The 20,094-nt window shown below is 75.6% G+C and carries 17 protein-coding genes and 2 pseudogenes; 4 read left to right on the top strand and 15 right to left on the bottom strand.

Annotation, left to right across the window (positions count from 1 at the left end; translation table 11 throughout):
• Positions 1 to 58: 58 nt before the first annotated feature.
• The 8 genes and pseudogenes from ACWH4W_RS06685 to ACWH4W_RS06650 form a co-directional block, all read right to left on the bottom strand.
• Positions 59 to 652, bottom strand: coding sequence for a hypothetical protein (locus ACWH4W_RS06685; protein ID WP_473074879.1), 594 nt, complete (start codon positions 650 to 652; stop codon positions 59 to 61).
• 166 nt (positions 653 to 818) lie between these two features.
• Positions 819 to 1,130, bottom strand: a complete 312-nt coding sequence (locus ACWH4W_RS06680; RefSeq protein ID WP_473077432.1) for an SCO4225 family membrane protein — start codon at positions 1,128 to 1,130, stop codon at positions 819 to 821.
• A 163-nt stretch (positions 1,131 to 1,293) separates the two neighbouring features.
• On the bottom strand, positions 1,294 to 1,968 hold the full coding sequence (locus tag ACWH4W_RS06675) for a response regulator (protein WP_473074878.1): 675 nt from the start codon (positions 1,966 to 1,968) through the stop codon (positions 1,294 to 1,296).
• The gene (locus tag ACWH4W_RS06670; protein WP_473074877.1) at positions 1,965 to 4,271 is read right to left on the bottom strand and encodes a sensor histidine kinase; all 2,307 of its coding nucleotides are present in this window, start codon (positions 4,269 to 4,271) and stop codon (positions 1,965 to 1,967) included. Before ACWH4W_RS06670 ends, ACWH4W_RS06675 begins: the two co-directional genes overlap by 4 nt.
• Positions 4,272 to 4,795: 524 nt before the next feature.
• The gene (locus tag ACWH4W_RS06665) at positions 4,796 to 6,025 is read right to left on the bottom strand and encodes an NAD(P)/FAD-dependent oxidoreductase (RefSeq protein WP_473074876.1); all 1,230 of its coding nucleotides are present in this window, start codon (positions 6,023 to 6,025) and stop codon (positions 4,796 to 4,798) included.
• Positions 6,026 to 6,126: 101 nt separating this feature from the next.
• Positions 6,127 to 7,100 (bottom strand): annotated as a pseudogene (locus ACWH4W_RS06660) (sigma factor-like helix-turn-helix DNA-binding protein).
• A gap of 10 nt (positions 7,101 to 7,110) precedes the next feature.
• Positions 7,111 to 7,317 (bottom strand): DUF4287 domain-containing protein, encoded by a 207-nt coding sequence (locus ACWH4W_RS06655; RefSeq protein ID WP_006134592.1) that lies wholly within the window; start codon positions 7,315 to 7,317, stop codon positions 7,111 to 7,113.
• 91 nt (positions 7,318 to 7,408) lie between these two features.
• On the bottom strand, positions 7,409 to 8,545 hold the full coding sequence (locus ACWH4W_RS06650; protein WP_473074875.1) for a sugar ABC transporter substrate-binding protein: 1,137 nt from the start codon (positions 8,543 to 8,545) through the stop codon (positions 7,409 to 7,411).
• Between the two features lie 604 nt (positions 8,546 to 9,149).
• Here ACWH4W_RS06650 and ACWH4W_RS06645 point away from each other — a divergent pair.
• Positions 9,150 to 9,470 (top strand): antibiotic biosynthesis monooxygenase family protein, encoded by a 321-nt coding sequence (locus ACWH4W_RS06645; protein ID WP_473074874.1) that lies wholly within the window; start codon positions 9,150 to 9,152, stop codon positions 9,468 to 9,470.
• Positions 9,471 to 9,495: 25 nt separating this feature from the next.
• Here the strand turns inward: ACWH4W_RS06645 and bla are convergent, their stop codons facing one another.
• Both bla and ACWH4W_RS06635 read right to left on the bottom strand, forming a co-directional pair.
• On the bottom strand, positions 9,496 to 10,419 hold the full coding sequence (bla, locus tag ACWH4W_RS06640) for a class A beta-lactamase (RefSeq protein ID WP_473074873.1): 924 nt from the start codon (positions 10,417 to 10,419) through the stop codon (positions 9,496 to 9,498).
• 103 nt (positions 10,420 to 10,522) lie between these two features.
• On the bottom strand, positions 10,523 to 12,148 hold the full coding sequence (locus ACWH4W_RS06635) for a penicillin-binding transpeptidase domain-containing protein (protein WP_473074872.1): 1,626 nt from the start codon (positions 12,146 to 12,148) through the stop codon (positions 10,523 to 10,525).
• 85 nt (positions 12,149 to 12,233) lie between these two features.
• Between ACWH4W_RS06635 and ACWH4W_RS06630 the strand changes: the two genes are divergently transcribed.
• On the top strand, positions 12,234 to 13,202 hold the full coding sequence (locus tag ACWH4W_RS06630; protein WP_473074871.1) for a LysR family transcriptional regulator: 969 nt from the start codon (positions 12,234 to 12,236) through the stop codon (positions 13,200 to 13,202).
• Complete coding sequence (locus ACWH4W_RS06625; protein WP_473074870.1) at positions 13,199 to 14,086, top strand: serine hydrolase; 888 nt, start codon at positions 13,199 to 13,201, stop codon at positions 14,084 to 14,086. The genes ACWH4W_RS06630 and ACWH4W_RS06625 overlap by 4 nt, the downstream gene beginning before the upstream one ends.
• Before the next feature lie 99 nt (positions 14,087 to 14,185).
• Here ACWH4W_RS06625 and ACWH4W_RS06620 read toward each other — a convergent pair whose 3' ends face one another.
• From ACWH4W_RS06620 to ACWH4W_RS06610, 3 genes and pseudogenes are all read right to left on the bottom strand, one after another.
• A complete protein-coding gene (locus ACWH4W_RS06620; RefSeq protein WP_006134583.1) occupies positions 14,186 to 14,389 on the bottom strand; it encodes a cold-shock protein in 204 nt (67 codons plus the stop codon).
• A gap of 238 nt (positions 14,390 to 14,627) precedes the next feature.
• Positions 14,628 to 15,008 (bottom strand): MerR family transcriptional regulator, encoded by a 381-nt coding sequence (locus tag ACWH4W_RS06615; protein ID WP_473074869.1) that lies wholly within the window; start codon positions 15,006 to 15,008, stop codon positions 14,628 to 14,630.
• A gap of 143 nt (positions 15,009 to 15,151) precedes the next feature.
• Positions 15,152 to 15,838: pseudogene (locus ACWH4W_RS06610) on the bottom strand (TetR/AcrR family transcriptional regulator); the annotation flags it as partial.
• 686 nt (positions 15,839 to 16,524) lie between these two features.
• Between ACWH4W_RS06610 and ACWH4W_RS06605 the strand changes: the two are divergent.
• Positions 16,525 to 16,896 carry a DUF6479 family protein gene (locus tag ACWH4W_RS06605; RefSeq protein ID WP_473074868.1) on the top strand — a complete coding sequence of 124 codons (372 nt, stop codon included), beginning with the start codon at positions 16,525 to 16,527 and terminating at the stop codon, positions 16,894 to 16,896.
• A 215-nt stretch (positions 16,897 to 17,111) separates the two neighbouring features.
• On the opposite strand, the gene ACWH4W_RS06600 is transcribed toward ACWH4W_RS06605, so the two are convergent.
• Complete coding sequence (locus tag ACWH4W_RS06600) at positions 17,112 to 18,815, bottom strand: glycoside hydrolase family 13 protein (RefSeq protein WP_473074867.1); 1,704 nt, start codon at positions 18,813 to 18,815, stop codon at positions 17,112 to 17,114.
• Between the two features lie 229 nt (positions 18,816 to 19,044).
• Positions 19,045 to 20,028: a nucleoside hydrolase gene (locus tag ACWH4W_RS06595; RefSeq protein ID WP_473074866.1), complete on the bottom strand. Its 984-nt coding sequence runs from the start codon at positions 20,026 to 20,028 to the stop codon at positions 19,045 to 19,047.
• Between the last annotated feature and the right edge of the window lie 66 nt (positions 20,029 to 20,094).

The following is a 20,094-nucleotide window of genomic DNA, read 5'->3' as shown; positions in this document are numbered from 1 at the left end:
GGGGAGGGATCCGGGGCGGGGGACCGGCCGGTCCCCCGCCCGCGGGGTCGGCGCGGGGTCAGCGCCTCGTCAGCGAGGCGTGGACGCGGCCCTTGGTGTCGCGGACCGTGACCTCGGAGACGAAGTCCCAGGAGCTGTCGTCCGGTACGGCGGTGGCGTACCAGACGCCCCAGCCGGGCCGGCCGGGCAGCTCGATGAGCTTCCCGGTCACCGTGCCGGCCCGCGTCTCGATCTCGACGACCGACGCCGTGCCCTTGCCGCCGTAGTACAGACCGGACAGGTACACGCGCTCCGGGGTGCCCTCGTACTGGAGGGAGACGCCGGGGCTGCTCAGGTCGATGTTGCCGTCGACCACGCTGCGGAACTGGCCCTCGGGCATGTCCGGCGTCGTCCAGTGCATGCCCTCGGGCGTCAGCCACAGCTCGAAGCCGGGTGCGCCGGTCACCCGCTCACCGGGAGCGACGATGCGGGGCGTCGGGGCGTGCTTCCTGGCGGCCGCCGGGGTGCTCGCCGCGTCCGCCGTCGCGGAGTGCGCCGCGCGGCCGGCCGCGTCGTGGGGCGCCGTGGCGGGCGCCGCGTACGACACCGTGGCCATGCCGGCCACCGCGGCCGTGACGGCCGCACCGGCCAGGTACTTCTGTGTCCGCTTCATGAACGGGCAACTCCTCGTGGGCATCGGGTCCTTGCGGGCCCAGGCGGTCTGATGGACGGAGGGCGCCTCTCCACCCGTACAAACCCCGGCCCTCCGCCCGCCGGATGACACCCGCCGTGAAGTTTTCCGCCCGCGTCCCACGCCGCCCGCGCCACCGGGCGCCCGGTCAGTGCGCCGGGCCGCCGCGCAGGCGGCGCGAGCACCAGCCGATGACGGCGGCGTTCACCAGCGCGCCCATGACCACGGCGAACACGAAGGTCGGTATGCCCCCCGGCAGGGCCATCCCGACGAGGCTGGCGGGGGCGGTGGCGAGCAGGGGGATGACGCCCGCGAAGGACGCGTCCTCGTTGTCCCCGGCGCTCACCACGACCGCCCACACGGTCAGGGCCGCGCAGACGCCCAGGTAGACGAGGGCGAAGACATCGCCGTAGAGGTGGCGCAGGCGGGTGAGGAGGGTGCGGTCGGAACGTCCGGTCATGGGGGTGGGCTCCTCGGAGGTGCTGCCGCCGGCATTGCTGATGATGGTCATGTCCATGATCCTCGGGTCGGTTCGGTCGGAACGGGTCTGTGGGTGTGTCTGCGGGTGTGCCTGTGGTCGTGCGGGGTGGTGCGGGGGTCGGGGAGGCGTACGGGACGCCGGGTCACACGGCGGTGCCGGGCGGGTTGGGGCGGGCGAGGCCGAGGTCGTAGGCGAGGATCGTGGCCTGCACCCGGTCGCGCAGCCCCAGCTTCCGCAGCAACGCGTTGACATGGGACTTCACGGTGCCGACGGTGATGCCGAGCTGACCGGCGATCTCCGCGTTGGTCAGTCCGGCGGCGACCAGCGTGAGGACGCCGCGTTCCCGGCCGGTCAGGCCGGACAGTTCGGCGACCGGCGCCGCCGGGCCGTCGCCGGCGGCCGCGTAGTGGGAGATGAGCCGCCGGGTCGCGGACGGGGCGAGGACGCTCTCGCCCGACGCCACCACCCGTATCCCGCGCAGCAGTTCGGACGCGTGGACGTCCTTCAGCAGGAAGCCGGAGGCACCCGCCCGCAGCGCGTCGAAGACGTAGGAGTCGAGGTCGAAGGTGGTCAGCACCAGCACCCGGGGCGCGTGCGCGCGGCCGGTGATGATCCGGGTCGCGGCGATGCCGTCCAGCTCGGGCATCCGTACGTCCATGACGACGACGTCCGGGGCCAGTTGCTCGGCGAGCCGCACCGCGGCCGCGCCGTCGGCGGCCTCGCCGACGACCGTCATGTCCTCCTCGGCGTCGATCACGGCGGCGAATCCCGCGCGCACGATGCCCTGGTCGTCGGCGACCAGCACGTTCAGGCTCATCGTTCCCTCTCCTCCCCGTCGCCCGGTGCGAGGGGCAGCAGGAGACGGACGGTGTCCGCCGGTCCGGTGGTCAGAGTGCCGTCGAGCGCCTCGACGCGCGTGGCCAGCCGCTCCCGCACGGCCGGGTGGGCGGCGGGCGGAACCCCGGTGGCCGTGAGCGTCAACGTACCCTCCGTCGCGTCGAGTCTCAGTGCGGCCGGCTGCTCCCCGCCGGTGGCGAGCACGGTCTCGGCGGCGTGGTAGGCGGCCAGGTCCACGGCGGCGGGCAGCCGTCCGGGCACCCGGTCGGTGAGACGTATCTCCACCTCGCGGCCGGTGGCCCGGCACTGGCGGGCGAGCAGGTCGAGCGCCTGGAGCGTGGGCTGCGGGCGCAGCGCGGGCTCCACCTCGCCGTCCCGGACGGTGTCGAGCAGGGCCCGCATCGCGGCCAGGGCCTCCCGGGCACGCTCGGCGGTCGCGTCGAGCCTGCCCGCCTCGGCCTCGGTGACCAGGTCGGCGGTGCGGGCCAGCACGGTGGTCTCCAGTCCGCCGGCGATCCGGCGCCGCTCGGCCCACGCGTCGCGGACCGCCTCCCCGGTCAGCGCGCCGAGCCGGCCGTCCCGCTCGGCGCGGGCGTCCCGCGTGCGGCGGCCGCGCAGCGTCCCGCAGCGGCGGGCCGCTTCCGCCGCCAGGGCCGTCCCGGCGGTGGCCGCGAGCACGACCGCCCAGGCGGGCAGCCCCGTCCCCCGGTCCAGTACGGCGGTGGTGACGGCGGCCGTGTGCACCGCGACCGCCGCGGCCGTCAGCAGCGCGGGGCCCGGGAGGCGCGGGTGGTCCCCGGCCGCCCGGCGGGCCGCGGCCGCGGCGAGCGCCGCACAGGTGGCGAGCATGCCCAGCGCGGGCGGCAGCAGCACCGGGCCGGTGTAGCCGCCGGCCGCGGCCGCCGCCGGCCAGAGCAGGGCGAGGACCGCGAGGGCGCCGTGGGCGGTGCGCGGGGCCCGCCGCAGCCACAGCAGGGTGACCGCCTGGGCCGCCGCGAGCAGCGCGAACAGCACACCCGCCGACACGTCCGAGCCCGTCGGGGTCTCCTCCGCGCGGATCGCCACCACCGGCAGCAGCGGCTGGAGCACGAGACCGGCGGCGGCCGTCACCTGGGCGGCGCGGTAGCCGCGCGCACCCGGCCGGTCCACGGCACCGGCGGTACGGCCGGGCAGGACCGCCCGCACCTCCCAGCCGCCGTCGTCCGTCGGCCCGGTGGTCAGGGTGCCGCCCGCCTCCTGGGCGCGGGAGCGCAGGAGGCCCTGGCCGCGTCCGCCGCCGAGGTCCGCGCCGTGCGCGGGGGTGCCGGGCAGCGGGGCGCCGCTGGTGACCACGACCTCCGTACGGTCGTCGCCGTACCGGCACCGCACCGTGGTGGCCGCGCCCGGCGCGTACCGCGCCACGTTGGTGAGCGCCTCCCGCACGATGCCGTACGCGGCGTCCGCGACGACGCCCTCCGGCAGCGGGTCGAGCACGCAGTCGACCGGCTGGCCGATCCGCCGGAACCCGTCGACCAGACCCAGCAGCCGCTCCTCGGGCGCGGGCAGATCGCTCTCGGAGGGGGCGGGGGCCCGCACCGCGCCGAGCGCCCGGGTCACCTCGCGCCCGGTGTCCACGGCGAACCGCAGTGCCTCGTCGGCGAGTTCGGGCCGCCGGTCGCGCAGGCTCAGGGCGGCGCCGACGGTGACCACCACGGCGGTCAGATGGTGGGCGCTGACGTCGTGCAGCTCCCGCTCCATCCGCCGCCGTTCGACGGCCGGCAGCCGGTGCCGCTCGGACTCGGCCCGGCGCAGCAGGTGCGCGGACGCGAGCCGCGCGTTCCGGGACCGCCGGACGAGCATCCCGGCGCCGCACGTGACCGCGTACAGCAGGGCGGTGAGCACCAGGTCCAGCCCGTCGCGGTCGCTGAGCCGGTGCAGGGTGAGCCCGTGCAGCAGCTGCCAGACGGCGAGGGACACCCCGCACAGCAGGGTGGTGAAGGCGTCCCGGCCGGTGGCCACGGTCCACAGGGCGAGCGCGACCCCGGCGGTGCCGAAGACCGCGGCCGCCCCGACGGGCAGCGGACCGGCGCCCAGCGCACAGGCGACGGCGACCACGACGAGGGCGGTCACCGGACGGCTCCGGCGCAGCGCCAGCACGGCGGTGACCGGCCCGGCGACCAGCACCGCCACGAGCAGGGCGTACGCGGACGGAACCTCGCCGCGCACCAGTGCCGCCCCCGGCCACACCACGGCCTGGGCGCACAGCAGCAGGACCGGTACCAGCCGGTCGTCGATACGTTTCATGACCCGTTCAGGCTAGGCCGGGCCGTCCTGCCTCCCCCTCCGGCGCGAGGAGGATCCGGGTCTCTGTCCCTGGGTGCAGAAGCCGGGGCGGGGCGTCCACCCCTGGAGACGTCCCCGCAGGCCGACGCGTGGGTACGGGGACGCCTCGAGGCCCGCCGGGGAGACGGGCGTCACGGGTGCTCAGGCCGCCGTTCCCGAGGCCGGTGCCGGGTCCGGCGTCGCGGTGGACGACGCCGGGGCGGGCCGGGCGATCCGCCGGCGGCGGGCGGGCGGCCCGCCGTTTGCCGGTGCCGGGGACGACGCCACAGGCGCCTCGGACCGCCGCTCCCCGCACCGGAGCCGACGTCACGGGGGCTCAGGCCGCTGCTTCCGGCGCCGGGTCCGGCGTCGCGGTGGACGACGCCGGGGCGGGCCGGGTGATCCGCCGGCGGCGGGCGGGCGGCCCGCCGTTTGCCGGTGCCGGGGCCGACGCCACAGGCGCCTCGGACCGCCGCTCCCCGCACCGGAGCCGACGTCACGGGTGCTCAGGCCGCTGCTTCCGGCGCCGGGTCCGGCGTCGCGGTGGACGACGCCGGGGCGGGCCGGGCGATCCGCCGGCGGCGGGCGGGCAGGCCGAGGGTGGGGTGGGAGACGGCCCAGGCCGCGGCCCTGCAGACCAGCTCCTTGTAGCGGGCCGCGAGGCGGCCGGTCAGGGCGGCGTTCACCGCCCGGTCGTCGGCGGTGACGTACTGGATGAGGCCGTCCTTGCGGCCCAGCGAGACGCACTGGTTGAAGTAGCGCAGCGACACGTGCGGCAGCTTGCCGCCGGTCAGGCGCGCCGCGATGGCGTCGGCGGCCTGCCACGCGGTGGGCGTGCCGGTCGCGCAGGACATCCGCAGCGGCTTCCCGCCGGGCCCCTGCACCAGGGCCGCGTCGCCGACGGCGTACACGTCCGGGTGCGAGACCGAGCGCATGGTGCCGTCGACCACGATCTGGCCCGTGTCGCTCACCTGCAGTGCCGTGGACCGGGCGATCGGGTGCACGGCGAACCCGGTGGTCCCCACGGTCAGCGCGGACGGCAGGACCGCCCCGTCGGCGGTGACCACACGGTCCTCCTCCACGGCCGTGACCTCGGCGTCCTCGCGCACGGTGATGCCGAGCCGGGCGAACACCGCCCGCACGTGGTCGCGGCCCCTGGGCGACAGCCAGTCGCCGAGGCCGGCGCGGGCGACGAGGGTGACCTCCAGGTCCGGACGCGACTCGGCGATCTCCGTCGCCGCCTCCAGGCCGGTGAGTCCGCCGCCCACCACGACCACGGGCCGTCCGGCGCCGAGCCCGGCCAGCCGCTCGCGCACCCGCAGCGCGCCGGCCCGCCCGGCGATCTCGTACGCGTGCTCGGCGGCGCCCGGTACGCCCCGGTCGTCCCAGCGGCTGCCGAGGGCGTGGACGAGGGTGTCGTACGCCAGCTCCTCGATGTCGTTGCCGCCGGTGCCGCCGGTGCCGCCGGTGACGGTGACCACCTTGCGGTCGACGTCGACGGCGGTGACCCGGGCGACCTTCAGCTCGACGCCGGTCCCGGCGAGCACGTCGGCCAGCGGCCGGTGGGCGGGCGTCCGGCCGGTGGCCAGCTCGTGGTTGCGGATCCGCTCGGCGAAGTCGGGCTCGGCGTTGACGAGGGTGAGGGCGACGTCGTCACGGTGCAGCCGCTTGGCGAGCCGTCCGGCGGCGGAGGTTCCGGCGTATCCGGCCCCGAGGACGATGATGCGGTGTTGCATGGCAGGCTCCTGTCGTCGACTGGTTCGCCCCTTGAACCGGACAACCGGTCGATCCCTGACACTTCCGACATGTGAACTGCGTCATACATTACTCGTACGCGTCAGAAGACGTTCCGGACCGGCGGCTCCCCGTGGCCGACGGCGGCCCACCGCTCCGTCACGCGTTCCGGCCTGTCGGGTCCGGCCTGGCTGCGGACCGCGGCGATGCCGCTCTCGGTGGCCTCCACGCACCTCACCCCGATCACCCGGCCGTCGAGGACCGCCACGGCGGCCGGATCGCCGTTCGCGGTCGTCGCGTACGGCTCGGGCGACCCGCCCGCCCCGGCCCGCTCGCCGGGACCCGGCGTGAACAGGCCGCGCAGGAACGCGGCCACCGCCTTCACGCCCTCGAACTCCTCGGCCCGGGCCGGCGCCTTCCCGCCGCCGTCGCCGACCGCGACCGCGTCCCGCGTGAGCAGCGCGACCAGCGGTTCGGTCCGTCCGCCGGCGGCGGCCGCGAGGAACTCCTCGACGACCCGCCGGGCCTGCGCCTCGTCGACCTCCCGGCGCGTCCCGCCCCGCGCCAGGTGCTTCCTGGTCCGGCGCGGGATCTACTGGCCGGCGGACTCGCTGACGTCGAGGATCTCGGCGATCTCCCCGCACGGGCGGCCGAACGCCTCCCGCAGCCCGTACACCGCCCGCTCGTCCGGGGACAGCCGCTCCAGCGGCACGAGCATCGCGAACGACACCGACTCCCGCTGTTCGGCGGTGCCGGCGCCCAGCACGGGGTCGCCGGCGACCAGCGGCGCGGGGAGCCACTGGCCCACGTACGTCTCGCGCCGGGCGCGGGCCGAGGTGAGCTGGCGCAGACGGGGGTGGGTGAGCACCTTCGTCAGCCGGGCCTCGGGCACCTGTTCCGCTCGGCATCCGCGGCCTGCCGGCGCGGATACGTCTTCCGCACGGCGTCCTCCGCCTCGCTCGCGGAACCGAGCAGACGGCAGGCGACGGCCTCCAGCCGAGGCCTGGCGGCCAGGAACCGGTTCACGTCGCTCGTGCCCGCAGCCGTGCCGCGCTCCCGGGCCCGCCTCCGGAGCACGCGCCCGCGGTCAGCCCTTCTCCGCGAGGGTGTGGGCGACGAGGGCGTTGGCGTGGCCGTGGCCCAGGCCGTGCTCGGTCTTGAGCCAGGCGACCAGCTCCATGTGGCGGGTCAGCGGCGAGGAGCGGATGAGCTCCTTCCACTCGGCCACGGGGCGGCCGTACTTCTTCTCGATCGACGGGAAATAGCTGGCCGGGCCCTTCACCTGTGCGCTCATGACGACCGGTCCTTCCTCCGCTCGCGGACACCTACGCCCATGAAGACCGGAGGGAGCGCCGGAACTGAGCGGCGAACGGACGTGACCTGGATCACCCTCGGCCGGTGAGCCCGATCGCCGCGCAGTCCTCCGCGTGGGCCGGGGTGCAGATGTCCCGGACCGTGTAGACGCCGTCCGCGATCACCGTGTCCTCGATGTTCTCCCGGGTGAGGGCGACCACCGGCACCAGCATGGCCGGGATGTCCTTCCGCGACCGGCTGTCGATCTCGTCCCGGGCGAGGGCGTCGAACTGGATCGCCCGGTGCTGCACCTTGGCCACCGCCATGTCCGCGGCCCCGGTCGCCTCCAGCAGGAAGGACTTGTACACGGTCATGTACTGGGTGCCCGCGACGACCCGCCGCACCGCCTCCAGGTCCGCGTCCTGCCCGGTCACCGGCGGCAGTTCGGTGACGCCCGCGTCCTGGAGCTCCTCGATGACGGCGCCGGCCATGCCGTCGTTCGCGGAGTAGACGGCGGCGACGTTCCCGGCGCCGACCTCCTCGATCGCCTTGCGCATGTTCTCCGCCGCGACCTCGGGCAGCCACTTCCTGGTGTCGTACGACGCGGCGATGTCCACCGCGCCGTCCAGCTCGTCCAGCGCGCCCTTCTTGAACAGCGCCGTGTTCGGGTCGGCGGGCTCGCCGTTCATCATGACGACCTTGCTGTTCTCGGCGTTCTCGCCGAGCGCGTCGACCAGGGCGCGGCCCTGCACCTGGCCGACGAGTTCGTTGTCGTGCGAGACGTACGCGTCGATCGGGCCCTCGGCGAGCCGGTCGTAGGCGATCACGGGTACGCCCGCCCGCTCGGCCCGGCGCACGTCCGGCGCGACCGCCCGCGCGTCCACCGCGTTCACGAGGATCACATCGACGTCCCGGTCGATCATCTGCCGGAACTGCTCGCTCTGCTTCTCCTTGCTGCCCTCGGCGTTGGCGTACACGACCTCGCCGCGCCCGCCGGTCTGCGAGGCGATCCGCTCCTCGATGAGCGGGTGGTCGAACTTCTCGAACCGCGCCGTGTCCCGGTCGGGCAGCAGCAGGCCCACGGTGATGTCCTGGTCGGCGCGCACGTCCGAGGGGGCGTCGCCGCCCGGTTCCAGCACACCGCAGGCGGTGAGGGAGAGGGCCGACAGCGAGGCGGTCAGCAGCAGGACGCAACGGCGTGCGACGGCAGTGGTGGTACGGAATTTCACGGTGGGGGCGCCTTCCAGGCGGACGTGTGGCGTGGGGGGCCGGACGGCCGACGCGGCACTCCGTACGGCTACGGCGTCGGGGCCGACGTCCGGCCGGGTCCGGAACGTCGCTCAGCAGTCTGTCCGCCGCACGGTGGCGCGGGACGCGTGATCACGACCTCCTCCCCTGGCACGCCGAGAATGTGCGCAGGAGCGGCACACCGGCTGCACACAGCGGGCCGCGGGCCTGGCCGGCGTGGCTGTCCCCCTGCCCGGCCCGGGCGTGCCGCCCCCGCGCGGGAACCCGGTACGGCGCCTCAGGAAGACGGCGGACGGACCACTGCCCCACGTGTCGCCGGCACCCGAACGGCGCCCGGGTCCGCCCGGTCGCGGCGGTGCCCACGCCCCCGCCACCCCCTCCGGCGCGGTGGGCGGCCACCGCGCTCCCGGACCGGCCGCGACGGCGGCGCGGACCAGGGCGACGGCTCCACCGCCCGGCCGCCCCCGGCACCCCGCACCCCGCCGACGAGCCGCGCGGTCCCCGCCCGTGCCCGCCGGCGATCCGCCCCGGCCGGCCGCGCGCCCCGACCGGCGGTCCCCGCAGGGGCTGCGGGACAATCGCGCCATGAGCGTCGTCAAGATCAACGTACTCACGGTTCCCGAGGACCAGCGCGAGACCCTGGAGCAGCGGTTCGCCGCGCGGGCCGGGGCGGTGGAGAACTCGGACGGCTTCGAGTGGTTCGAGCTGCTGCGCCCGGTGGAGGGCACCGACACCTACCTCGTCTACACGCGCTGGCGCAGCGAGGAGGACTTCCAGCGCTGGGTGGAGGGGCGCGGCCGGGCGGCCCACGCCGGGGCGCAGGGCGACAAGCCGCGTCCCGCGGCCACCGACGCCACCCTGTGGTCCTTCGAGGTGGTCCAGCAGGCGGCGCCCCGCCAGGACTGACATCCGCAGGAGCGTCCGGCCGGGGTCACCGCACCACGTCCAGCACCCGCCGCGCCGCCTCCGCCACCAGCTCGTCGCTGGGGGACGCGGCGCGGTCGGGGCGCTCCGTCAGCACCGCCAGCACCAGCGGGGAGCGGCCGCCCGCGCCGGGCCACAGCACGGCCACGTCGTTGGCGCGTCCCCACTCGCCGCCGCCCGTCTTGTCGCCCACCCTCCAGCCGCGCGGCGCGCCCGCCCGGATGCGCCGGTCGCCGGTGGTGTTGCGCACCAGCCAGTCGGTGAGCAGCGCGCGCCCGGCGGCGGGGAGGGCGTCGCCGAGCACCAGGGCGCGGTAGTCGCCGGCGATCGCGCGGGGCGTGGTGGTGTCGCGCGGGTCGCCGGGCGGGTTGCTGTTCAGCTCGGGCTCGGTGTGGTCCAGCCGGGTGACCCGGTCACCGAGCCGGCGCGCGTACGCGGTGAGGCCGCGCGGGCCGCCGATCTCCCGCAGCATCAGGTTGGCCGCCGTGTTGTCGCTGTACCGGACGGCCGCGTCGCACAGCTCGCGCAGGGTCATGCCCTTTCCCGTGTGCTTCTCGGTGACCGGCGAGTACGGCACGAGGTCGGCCGTGCCGTAGGGGATCCGTTCGTCGAGGCGGGCGCCGGGACGGCGGTCCAGCACCGCGGCGGCGGCGAGGGTCTTGAAGGTGGAGCAGAGCGCGAAGCGCTCGTCGGCCCGGTGGACCACGGTGGCGCCGGTGCCGGTGTCGACGGCGAAGACGCCGAGACGGGCGCCGTACTCGCGTTCCAGGGCGGCGAGGTTCCGGGGGCTGACCGGGGTCGGGCTCCGGCGATCGGCGGTCGCGGGACCGCCGCGTGCGGGGGTGCGGTCCGGGGCGTCGGCGGCGCAGCCCGCCACGGGGGCGAGGGCGGCGGTCAGCAGCAGCGCGCGGCGGGAGGGGCGTGCGGTCATGACGGGCGTCCTTTCAGGAGCGGGGCGCGGCTCAGGATCGGGGCACGGCTCAGGATCGGGGCACGGCTCAGGATCGGGGCACGGCTCAGGATCGGGGCACGGCTCAGGATCGGGGTGCGGCGGACAGCAGGGCGTGCAGCACGGGTCCGGCCGAACCGCCGCCGGTGACGCCCTCCTCGACGACGCAGGCCACGGCGACGCCGTCGCGGTGGGCGACCATCCAGCCGTTGTTCTCCTGGTCGTCGGAGACCTCGGCGGTGCCGGTCTTGCCGCCGACCTCTCCGGCGAGCGGGGCCAGGGCGTGCGCGGTGCCCTCGGTGACGGTGGCGCGCAGCAGCGTGCGGAGCTGATCCACGACGTGGGGCGGCAGCGGCTCGGTCTCGGTGGTGTCCTCGGTGCCGGCGACGAGGGCGGGCTGGTGGAAGCGGCCGGAGACGGCCGTCGCGGTGACCGACGCCATGATCAGCGGGTTGGCCTGCACCCGTCCCTGGCCGATCATCGAGGCGGCCTTTTCCGTCGCGTCCCGCGGCTCCGGCACGGACCCGTCGTAGGAGGGGATGCCGACGTGCCAGGTCTGGCCGACCCCGAAGTACGTCCTCGCCACGTCCCCGAGTTCGCCGTCGCCGAGCTTGTCGCGCAGGCCGATGAAGGCGGTGTTGCAGGACTCGGTGAACGCCTTGCGGAAGGTGGCGCCCGGGTGGGCGGAGGTCTCGACGTTCTGGAACCGCTTGCCGACGGTGAGGTAGCGGGGGCAGTCCACGACGTCGTCCGGGGCGACCGCGCCCTTCAGCAGCAGGGCGCCGCTGGTGACGATCTTCCAGGTGGAGCCGGGGGCGTAGGTGCCGGAGACGGCGCGGTTGAAGCCGTCGGCCGGGGAGTTGGCCACGGCGAGGATCTCCCCGTCGTCGACGCGCAGGGCGACCAGTGCCGCGTTCCTGCCGCCGGCCTTCTCCAGGGCCTGCTCGGCTGCCGTCTGCCAGCGGGCGTCGAGGGTGGTGCGCACGGGCCCCTCGTCCCCGCGGGTCCCGGCGCCGAAGGTCGCCTCGGTGCGGCGGACGTCCCCGGTGACGCGGTCCACGAGCAGCACCGCCCCGCGCGGCCCGCCGCCCGTGCCGCGGGCCAGCCGGGCGAGGACCGGGCCGAGTGAGGGGTGGGCGGCGGCCGACAGGGTGCGGCCGTCACGGTCGTCGGCCCGGACCGGTTCGGTCTCCTCCCGCTCCAGGCGGAACTTCTCCGTCCCGCTGAGCCGCGGGTGCACCAGCGACAGCCGCCAGTCCACCGTCCACGCGCCGTCGCGCTCCCGCAGCGGCAGCTCGGCGGTGTACGTCCAGGTGCCGAGTCCCGCGACGGGCATCCGCGCGGTGTAGGGCACGGTGACGGCGCGTCCACCGGAGCTCTCGTCCTCCTCGGGCTTCCCGGCCTTCAGCACCGGCTTGTCGATGTCGAGCCCGGCGGTGAAGCTGCGCAGCACCTCCTCCGCGCGGTCGGGTCTGGTGGTGCGGGCGGCGGCGTCCGGGAGGCGTCCGGCGGCCCAGTCGGCGAGGAACGCGCGGGCCTCGGCCACCGCCTCCGGGTCGGGTCCGGTCTCGCCGGCGAACGGGCCGAGCCCGGCGCCCCAGGCGCCGCCCACGGCGACCGCGGCGACCGCCGTGACGGCGGTGAGCGCCCTGACCGCGATGCGGGGACGCCGACGGGGACCGGAACGGGAAAGGTCGGGATACGTGTCCATGCCCCGACCACAGCAGCGGAGACGGCCGTCCGTCCAAGTCCCCTATCAATCATGGATCGATCAACACTCGATATGGTGACTGGTCGTGGACCTGGTGCGGCACCTGGAGTGCTTTGTGGCTGTTGCAGAAGAGTCACACTTCGGCCGTGCCGCGGCCCGCCTGGGCATGGCCCAGCCCCCTCTGTCGCAGCGCGTCCAGCGGCTGGAACGGGAGCTGGGGGTGCGGCTGTTCGAGCGCACCAGCCGTCAGGTGCGCATCACCGAGGCCGGGAGGCTGCTGCTGGCCGAGGCGCGGGAGGTCCTGTCCCGCACGGAGTCGTTCCTCGCCGCCGCCCGCCGGGTGCGTGACGGCGAGACGGGACTGCTGCGCGCCGCCCTCCCCCCTGACCTGTCGGGCGAGACCGTGGCCGCCCTGCTCGCGGACTTCGGCGAGCGTCACGCCGGTCTGGAGCTGGAGCTGCACGAACTGTCCACCGCGCAGCAGCTCGACCGGTTCACGGCGCACGACCTGGACGTGGGGGTCGTCCACCACCCGTGCGACGTGACGGGGCTGGAGCTGGGCCCGGTGCTGCGCCGGGAGCTCGGCGTGCTGCTGCCGGCCGGGGACCCGGCGGCCGCCCCCGGCGAGGTGCCGCTGCCCGCGCTGTCCGGCCGGGACCTGATCCTCTTCCCCCGCACGGCGGCCCCCGCCCTGTACGACGAGCTGCTGACCACCTGCGCCCGCGGTGGCTTCACCCCCGCCGCCGTACGCCACGGCCAGGGCGCCAGCTTCGTACGGGGGCTCGTGCTGTCCTCCGGGGCGGTCGCGCTGTGCCCGCGCGACGCCGCGCCGCCGGAGCCGGGGAACGGGCAGACGGATGTCGTGTGGCGCCCGCTGACCGGCGGGGCGCCCGCGCTGCGCCACTCCGCGGCCTGGCCGAAGGGGCGCGGCGACGCCGCCGTGCGGGCCTTCGCCGAGGCGGCCACGCACGCCCTGCGCACCGCAGCCCGCGCGGTCCCCGATGTGCCGGCCCGCCCCCTGCATCTGCGACCCGCATCGGAGTACTGGCTGTGACGGACGCCGTCGCCCGCATCCACGCGGCCTTCGCCGACGCCGGGGTCACCGGCCGGCTGCACGCCCTCGACATCGACTCCGGCGCGGAACTGGACGCCGGCGCCGACCGGCCGGTGTGCACCGCCAGCGTCCACAAGCTGTGCCTGCTGGTCGCGCTGCACGAGCGGGCGGCGCGGGGCGCGCTGGACCTGGCCGAGCAGGTGGAGACCGTGCCGGGCGGGCGTACGGCGGGGCCGACGGGGGTGGCCGCGATGCTGGACGCGGTCCGGATGTCCCTGCGCGACCTCGCCTATCTGATGATGGCGGTCAGCGACAACGCGGCCGCCGACCTGCTGCTGCGCCGGGTGGGCCTGGACGCCGTCAACGCGACGACGGCCCGGCTGGGCCTCTCCGGGACGCGGGCCGTGCACTCCTTCGGCGAGATGCTCGCCACCGTGAAGGAGGACGCCGGGCCGGACGGGGCGCGGGCGCTGGCCGACCCGCGGGTGGTGAGCCGGCTGCGGGCGCTGGACCCGGCCCGCACCAACCGCAGCACCCCGCGGGACATGACCCGGCTGCTGCGCGCGGTGTGGCGGGACGAGGCGTGCACCCCGGAGCACGGTGCGGCCATGCGGCGGATCATGGGGCTCCAGGTGTGGCCGCACCGCCTGGCCTCGGGTTTCCCCTTCGACGACGTCCATGTCGCCGGAAAGACCGGCAGTCTGCCGACCCTGCGCAACGAGGTGGGCGTGGTCGAGTATCCCGACGGGGGCCGTTACGCGGTCGCCGTCTTCACCCGGACCGCGCACACGGCGGCCACGCTGCCGGCGGCCGACGCGGTGATCGGCACGGCGGCGCGGATCGCGGTGGACGCGCTGCGCGCGAAGGCGTTCCGCTCACGCTGAGCGTGGCGGAAAACGCCCGGGAAAAGGGCCGGAAAACGCCGAGGAGCGGGTGCCCGCACGAAACGTGCGGGCACCCGCTCCTCAAAACCTGCGTGCAGGTCAGGCGGGAACGATGTTCTCCGCCTGCGGGCCCTTCTGGCCCTGGGTGACGTCGAAGGTCACCTTCTGGCCTTCCTGGAGCTCGCGGTAGCCCGAGGTGGCGATGTTCGAGTAGTGGGCGAACACGTCAGCGCCGCCGCCGTCCTGCTCGATGAAGCCGAAGCCCTTTTCCGAGTTGAACCACTTGACCGTACCGGTGGCCATATCTATCTCCTGAGACAGTGCCGGGAATCGCACTTTACGAATCCCTACATCGTCGCGATGATCACCTGCCCGGAGAACCGGTTCAAACTGGCAACCACAACTGCAACTGACGTCAGCCTAGCACGGAAAGCATTCTCGGCAAGCGAGGAAAATCACTGGAATAAACCCGGTCGGCGCGTTTAGAGAAAGGAATTTCTCGCGGACGGGGAGGAAATCCTGTACCGGCCGGGACAGATTTTCAGCGGTGCCCGTGGACCGTGTCGGCACCCTGTCGGCGGAGCTCCTCGTTCGTCCGTTCGGCCCGCTCCAGTTGCTCCTCGAGGCTCACGATGCGGCACGCGGCGTCGACCGGGGTGCCCTGGTCGACCAGCTCGCGGGCGCGGGCGGCGAGCCGCAGCTGGTGGCGCGAGTAGCGGCGGTGGCCGCCGTCCGAGCGGGTGGGGGTGATCAGCCGCGCCTCACCGAGGGCGCGGAGGAACGCGGGTGTGGCGCCGACCAGTTCGGCGGCCCTGCCCATGGTGTAGGCCGGGAAGTGGTCGTCGTCGAGCCGGTCGGCGACGGGAGGCCGGTCCTGGTCCGGCTGCCGGCCGTCGACGTACGGCTGACTTTCCGAGGGCATACGCACCTTTCCGCGGACCACAGGGGGCACGGTCCGCCACGGGGACGGGTTCCCCACCGCCAAACTCTAGTCGCCTCGGCGGAAAATCTGCCCCGGCGCGTGCAGATGTCCTCGACTACGCCTCGTCGCCCGCACCGGACCCGTCCGCGGGCCTGGCCCAGTTCTTCCTCGCCGAGCGGGGCGCCGGGCAGCGGACGGGGCTCGCCCGCGGGGCCGCGCAGCCCTTCCAGGAACAGGGCGAGGGGGCGGCGCCAGGCGTCAGGGCCGGCGGCCACGGCCAGCGGCGGCACGGCACGGCCCAGGGCCGCCAGGGCGAAGAGGAGGTCCTCGGTGGTGACGTCGGCGCGCACGCCGCCCTCCGCTCGGGCGCGTTCCAGCAGCACGCCGACGGTCTCGCGGTGGTGCGCGTGCACGGCGCCGAGCGTCTCGGCGTCCGGCAGTCGGGTGGTCATCAGGTCGTTGGTGCCGCGATCGGCCGCAAGGGTGACGAACACGGCATCGAGGTAGCCGGTCAGACCGGTCCAGGGGTCGGATGCGCCGCGCGCGCGTCCACCCGCCTCCATGGTCTCCGTGAGCTGATCGCGGAAGACGGCGTCCACGAGCGCGGCGCGGGTGGGGAAGTGCCGGTAGAGGGTCGCGTTGCCGACGCCGGCGCGCCGCGCGATCACGTCCAGCGGGGCCTCGAGCCCCTGTTCGGCGAAGACGGCGTGCGCCGTCTCCACCAGCCGCTCCCGGTTCCGCCGCGCGTCCCGCCGCAGCCGGGGCGGGACGGACGCCGCGGCCTCCGGCCCGGCCGGCCCGGGGGCGGTGGATTCTTCACCGGCGGTCATGGGTTCCTCCGTGCGAACCGGGGAGTGCTCCCCGGGCGGATGCCATCGCCCCCGTGAGAAGGGGAGGCCGTTCCCCGCCGGGCGGTCGTGGAGAGGACGTGCCATGACCGTGTGCGCCGACGCTCCGGTTGCTCGCGCGGCGCCCTGGAGGGTCCGACCGGCACCGGAGGGACGATCACCTCGGCCGTGCGGCGCCGCTGGTGACGGGGGCGCAGAGGGGCGCGCCGGTTCCGGTGGCCGGGGAGGCCGTCACGCGTCCGCAGCGGCGGGGCGCCGGCCGCCGGGCCGTGATGCCGGTCGGACACCGGGGGCGCGGGCGCCGGCCGCCGGGCCGTGATGCCGGTCGGACACCGGGGGCGCGGGCGCCGGCCGCCGGGCCGTGATGCCGGTCGGACACCGGGGGCGCGGGCGCCGGCCGCCGGGCCGCGATGCCGGTCGGACACCGGGGGCGCGGGAGTCGGCCGCCGGGCCGGCGGCGCGGGGGCCGGCGGGCCGGAGGACGGGAAGGCCGGGGCCGGGCCCCGAGCTGCACACGTGGGGACGCGACGGCCCGTCCCGGCCTTCCCACTGGCCGCAGCCTGCTACGCGGCACGGGGCGCCGCCCCCCGGGAGAGCCGAACGGGGGACCGGCGCCAATCCGGACAGACCGGGCGCTTTATCACATTTCCTGGGCCATACTCGGAAACATGAACACGGCAACGCTTGTACAACTGGCCGCCAGTGACCACCAGTGGGCCGTGGCAGCGGCCTTCATCGGCGGCATCATCGTGGCAGGTGCCCTCGTCTGGGCCGTCCGTGCGGGAATGCGGTACATGGACCAGGAGTCGCCGCGCCCCCGGCCCGACGAGCAGCCCAGGCTGCCGGACGGCGGCGCGGTACGCGAGATGCGGGAGATGCGGGAGCCGGACGAGATACCGCTCACGCCCCGCAGCGGCTCCCGGCTCATGCCGTACGAGCTGCACCACGCCGGCACCAGGACCGGCAAGGACCAGCAGCGCAAACGCTGGCTGCCGGGCTCCAGCGGAGCCTTCGGCAGCGGTGGGCCGGGGCACGTCTGACCTGGCGGTCCGGACGTGACCCACGCCCTCCTGCGGACGCGGCCGCGAGGTGCGGCCGCGCACGGGGGCGCCGTGCGGCCGGACGGGCGGCAGCCGCCCGGTCACCGGCCGGAACGACCGCGAGGCCGGCGGCACCACGCACGGTGCCGCCGGCCGTCACCCGCGTCCGCGGCGCACGGCGTCTCCCCCGAGGAGGGCGTCGCCCGCCGGCTCCCTCAGCGGGTCAGCCACGCCGTCGTGTCCGGGGCCAGGCGGCCGTCCTCCAGGGGGGCGCTGGTCAGGACGGTCTCGCCCGCGGGGAGGGAGACCGGGTCGGAGGACAGGTTGGCCACGCAGCGCCAGCCGTCGCCGCGGTCGAACTGCAGGACCCCCTCCGGGGTGTCCTCCGCCCACGTCAGCGTCTCGCCGTCGATCAGCTTGCGCCGCAGCCGCAGGGCCGTGCGGTACAGCTCCAGGGTCGAGCCCTCCGCCCCGTCCTGCGCCTCCACGGCGTACTCCGCGAAGGACGCCGGCTGCGGCAGCCACGCACCGCCCGCGCCGAAGCCGTACGACGGGCCGGTCGTGGTCCACGGCAGCGGGACGCGGCAGCCGTCGCGGCCCTTGCGGACGTGGCCGGTCTGTTCCCAGATCGGGTCCTGGAGGACCTCCGTCGGCAGGTCGGCGACCTCGGGGAGCCCCAGCTCCTCACCCTGGTAGACGTACGCCGAGCCGGGCAGCGCCAGCATCAGCAGGGTGGCGGCGCGGGCCCGGCGCAGACCGGCCTCCAGGTCGACGGCGGGGGCGTGGCCGCCGGACAGCAGCCAGGCGTTCTCGTCCGTGCCGGGCGGCAGCACCAGCCGGGAGGCGTGCCGGACCACGTCGTGGTTGGACAGCACCCAGGTCGCCGAGGCCCCGGCGGCCCGCGCGGTCGCCAGCGAGTCGGTGATCACCTGGCGCAGTTCGTCCGCGTCCCACGCGGCCTGGAGGTACTCGAAGTTGAAGGCCTGGCCCAGCTCGTCCGGGCGGGCGTACAGGGCGCGCCGGGCGCCGGGCACCCACGCCTCGGCCACGGCCGTGCGGGGCGGGGTGTAGGTGTCGAAGATCTTCCGCCAGTCGCGGTAGATCTCGTGCACCTCGTCGCGGTCGTAGAACGGGTGCGTGCCGGGCGCGAAGTCGGTGAGGGCCGCCTCGCCGCCCGCCGCGTGGTCGCCGAGGTCGCGCAGCGGCTCCTCGAGGTCCTTGGTGAGGGCGTGCGCCACGTCGACGCGGAAGCCGTCCACGCCCCGGTCGGACCAGAAGCGCAGGGTGGTGCGGAAGTCCTCGCGGACGTCCTGGTGGTCCCAGTTGAGGTCGGGCTGCTCGGCGGCGAACAGGTGCAGGTACCACTGTCCGTCCGGCACCCGCTGCCAGGCGCTGCCGCCGAACACGGACTGCCAGTCGGTGGGCGGCAGCTCGCCGTGCTCGCCCCGGCCGTCCCGGAAGACGTAGCGGTCGCGGGCCGGGGAGCCGGGCCCGGCGCGCAGCGCCTCCTGGAACCAGACGTGCTGGTGGGAGGTGTGGTTGGGGACGATGTCGACGATCACCTTGAGGCCGAGCCGGTGCGCCTCGCGGACCAGCTCGTCGAAGTCGTCGAGGGTGCCGAGCCGCGGGTCGACGTCGCGCGGGTCGGCGACGTCGTAGCCGCCGTCGGCCAGCTCGGACGGGTAGAACGGGCTGAGCCACAGGGCGTCGACGCCCAGGGCGGACAGGTGCGTGAGGCGTCGGGTGATGCCGCGCAGGTCACCGAGGCCGTCGCCGTCGGCGTCGGCGAAGCTGCGGGGGTAGATCTGGTAGACGACCGCCTGCCGCCACCAGTCGGGGTCGCGGGAGGAGAGGTCGGGCGTGGCGTCGGGGGCGGGGTGCGGCGGCCGGGGGTCGGGCGCGGTCGGGCGGTCGGTCACGCGGGGTCTCCTCTGGGTGTGCGGGTACCGGCGGAGAAACTGACCAGAACACCGTAAAAGTGAACGCACCGGTAAGGGGGTGCCATTCCTTCCGGGTGTGGCGGACCGCACGCCCACCCGGCGCACACGGGTCGAACCGACGTCCGATCGGGACGCACGGTGTTCGACCGGAGCGCGGGGCGTTTCGACCGGGTCGCGGGGCGTTTCGGCCGGGTCGCGGGGTGTTCGGCTAGGCCGCGGGGTGTTCGACCGTCGTCAGGTAGAGCTTCACGTAGCGCTCCACGTCCACGTCCAGGCCGACGTCCACGAGCGCCTGCTCGCGGGTGCCCTCGTGGAGTTCCGACTCGCCGGGGCGGGGGCGGCGGTCGACGATCGTCTGCCCGCGCGCCGGGCCGGGCGCCAGGGACACCTCGACCGGCAGGCGGTGGGTGGTGAGCCCCTCCGGGTCGGCGACCGCGCACAGCGCGCCCGCGTCGCCGAGGCCGCCGGAGTCCTCGGCGGGGTCGTCGGGGCGGCTGCCCGGGTGGGCGGGACGGTGGGCGAGCAGGTCGCCGGCCAGCCGGGCGCCCGGTTCGGCGCTCGCGCGCAGCCGCCGCACGTCGGCGCCGGGGACGACGACCCGGGTGAACACGTCCAGCCCGTACATGGTGACCGGCACGCCCGCGGTGAGCAGGATCGCGGCGGCCTCCGGGTCGTGCCACACGTTGAACTCGGCCACCGGGGTGGCGTTCCCGGCGCCCGCCGCGCCGCCCATGAACACGATCCGCTCGATGTTGCGGGTGACCTCGGGGTGGGTCCGCAGCAGCAGGGCGATGTTGGTGAGCGGCGCGGTGGGCACGAGGGTGACCGGGCGCGGCGAGGCGAGGATCTCGCGGCGCAGCAGGGTCACCGCGTCCACGTCCGCCGGGGTCCGGCGCGGGGCGGGCAGGCCGAGGTCGCCCATGCCGTCGCGGCCGTGGACGTGGCGGGCGGAGCGCGGCGCCTCGATCAGCGGGCGCTCGGCGCCCCGCGCCACCGGGACGTCGGGCGCGCCCGCCGCCTCCAGCACGGTCAGCGTGTTGCGCACGACGCCGTCCACGTCCGTGTTCCCGGCCACGCAGGTGACGGCCCGCAGGTCGATCCCGGGGTGCCGTACGGCGAACAGCAGCGCCAGGGCGTCGTCGACACCGGTGTCGCAGTCGATGATCACCGGGACCGGCCGGCCGTTGCCCACGACGGACTCCTTCTCGAGGCGGATCTGCCCGTCGACCTTACGCGGGCTCCCCCAGCGCGGTCCCGC

The organism is Streptomyces sp. DSM 120436 (assembly GCF_055778765.1).
Note: the sequence above shows the minus strand (reverse complement) of the source record. Positions and strands in the feature narration are given on the sequence as shown.